The 2328-nt window shown below is 32.8% G+C and carries 3 protein-coding genes and 2 pseudogenes; all 5 read right to left on the bottom strand.

The genetic code is table 11. From position 1 onward, the window contains the following. Positions 1 to 66, bottom strand: a pseudogene (locus tag QZV12_RS13555) (50S ribosomal protein L14e); the annotation flags it as partial. Further along, positions 67 to 588 (bottom strand): (d)CMP kinase, encoded by a 522-nt coding sequence (gene cmk / locus QZV12_RS13550; protein ID WP_292608594.1) that lies wholly within the window; start codon positions 586 to 588, stop codon positions 67 to 69. Further along, positions 588 to 942 (bottom strand): annotated as a pseudogene (locus tag QZV12_RS13545) (50S ribosomal protein L34e). The gene cmk and the pseudogene QZV12_RS13545 overlap by 1 nt, the downstream one beginning before the upstream one ends. 110 nt (positions 943 to 1052) lie before the next feature. Further along, positions 1053 to 1631 (bottom strand): DUF106 domain-containing protein, encoded by a 579-nt coding sequence (locus QZV12_RS13540; protein ID WP_292602859.1) that lies wholly within the window; start codon positions 1629 to 1631, stop codon positions 1053 to 1055. 12 nt (positions 1632 to 1643) lie between these two features. Then, complete coding sequence (locus QZV12_RS13535; RefSeq protein WP_292602861.1) at positions 1644 to 2204, bottom strand: adenylate kinase; 561 nt, start codon at positions 2202 to 2204, stop codon at positions 1644 to 1646. Positions 2205 to 2328 lie beyond the last annotated feature (124 nt).

The raw sequence follows: 2328 nt of genomic DNA, 5'->3' as shown, positions 1-2328 counted from the left end.
ACATTTTTCGCCAGCTTCTCTACCAGCGATTTTAACACATACTCTACCTACTTCGATTGATGCCATTTATATCACCTTTAATGTTTGAATAATGATTTCAGATACTTTTTCAGGATTGAAAGTACCAGTATTTATAACTATATCATAGACATCCATATTAGAAATGTCTATATTATGGATTTCCATGTATCTTAAAGCTTCACTTTTCTCACGAACAATGATTTCGTTTTTAGCCACTTCAACAGATTTATTTTCCCTATCTGATATCCTTTTGGAACGGACATCAAATGGAGTCACTAAACAAATCTTCAAATCAGCATTATCAACAAAAAATGCTGATAGTCTCCCTTCAATTATAAGATTTTCTGCTTCTTTGGCTTTTAAAGCTTGCCTTTTATCAATTTCTTTATCAATATCATCATTACCTTCAGCAAACTCACTAAATTCAAGAACACTCATACCCCTTTCTGCAGCCATTTCTCTAAATACAAAACCTGCAGAAATATATGGAATATCTAACTTTTTACTGAGAAGCTCAGCAGTAGTTGTAGTTCCAGTTCCAGCTAATCCGCCAATAGTAATAATCATTATTTTCTAGCCTCGTTTTTGAAAATTTTACGAGCACAACTTGAGCATAAGTACCCACCATATGGACGGTTAGGTCTTTTAGCTGTTTTTGATAATTTTCCAATTTCATATGGACGTCCGCGAGGAACACCATGTAAGACTTTACCACATTCAGCACAAACATGCTTAGATGGTTTTTTCTTTTTATATCTTAAAATATGGACGTCCACGAGGAACTCCATGTAACACTTTACCACATTCAGCACAAACATGCTTAGATGGTTTTTTCTTTTTATATCTTAAAACATTAGCCCCACCAGGGGTGTTTTTATGAATTCTTTTATATGATCTTGATCTAAACCTATTTGCAGGCATTTAATCACCTTAATAATTTTTAAATAAATAATTGTGTAATAGCGTATTCAAAATAGAATAATATAATATATTCTTTTCATCATTAATAAATGTATGGTAAAAGGGTTAAATTAGAACCCTTGTTTAAATCCTAAGAATTTTCTTAGTATTTGACTCATACCGAATGTACAAATCATATACCATAACAACCATCCAATACCATAAGGGATGGTAGCCTGTCCACCATAAATGATACTTCCAATGAAATGCCATACTGGAGTTAAAGTAACCCAATAAACAGAAGGAGGCAAGTGAATAACTAATCCGCTAATAGCAGAAGATCTCATCCAGAAGAATATTAAAATAATTGGAACAAAAGTTACAATCATCGGTTTGAATGAGTTAGTCATCATTTTACTTTGGTCTTGCATCATTTCAGACTGTCTGGCTTGAAGTTCAGCAACTTTTTTTCCGTCCCCTTTTTTCTGAGCCTCTCTCAACTCTTTTGTTAGACTTTTATTTCTTGCTTGGATTTCATTCATTTCATCTTGGTCAACTAGATATTTGTTTGCAATTGTTGTAATTAGTGAAACAATAAATGCAATAATTAATACTGTTAAAGCAGGATTTGCTGGATTTGGGTCCATTGCTAAAATTGGATTAAATACTGCATTTAATGCTCCTAAAATAATCCCCCATGGGTCAGGCATAATAGAACACCTCTATAAATTTAAAATATCTATCAATTTTTTAATATTAGAATCTAAATGATTGTCATGATTTTCAACAATTCTTACAGTAGCTCCTGTTAAAGTAGCATAAGCCATTGAAGTAGCCCTGTTCATTTGTTGATGCAGGTCTATTTCTTTAACTTTTTGAAGGTCCCTTTCACGAGTATCATCATTTAATCTTCTATAAATAATTTCATCAGGATTTGCTTCAACCAAAATAAATTGATCAGGTTGTAATTGCTCTAATACCCATATTGGTAAGCCAGGTAAAAAACCGGCAGGAGTATTGATAGTACAGTGAGTGTCAACAATGACATTGTCACTTTCAGACCTTGCTTTGATTTCGGCTGCTGCTTTAGCTTGAATATCTTTTTGAGTTTCAGCAGGCAATTTCCTTAACTCATCCCTATGAGATACAAGTTCGTTTTTAATTGCAATCTCTGTCATTATATCTCCATAATTTAAATGAAGATAATCAACTTCTTCTAAAGCTTTATTCAATAAAGTTGTACTTCCAGAACCTGGAATTCCTGTTAATACTACTAATTTCACTTTAATCCCCCACATTTAAAAGAGAAAAAATAAGAGAAGATTTAATCTCCTCCTAAAACTTTCCTGAGAATAGGATTTGCTGACATGAGCTGTTCTTCAGCCATTTCTTCGTATAGCTTATGAA

The sequence above is a fragment of the uncultured Methanobrevibacter sp. genome (genome assembly GCF_902769175.1).
Classification (GTDB): domain Archaea; phylum Methanobacteriota; class Methanobacteria; order Methanobacteriales; family Methanobacteriaceae; genus Methanobrevibacter.
Note: the sequence above shows the minus strand (reverse complement) of the source record. Positions and strands in the feature narration are given on the sequence as shown.

What these genes read in the sequence shown, in the direction of transcription:
- QZV12_RS13540 (WP_292602859.1), bottom strand. Translation starts at nt 1,631, where the DNA reads ATGCCTGACCCATGGGGGATTATTTTAGGAGCATTAAATGCAGTATTT.
- cmk (WP_292608594.1), bottom strand. Translation starts at nt 588, where the DNA reads ATGATTATTACTATTGGCGGATTAGCTGGAACTGGAACTACAACTACT.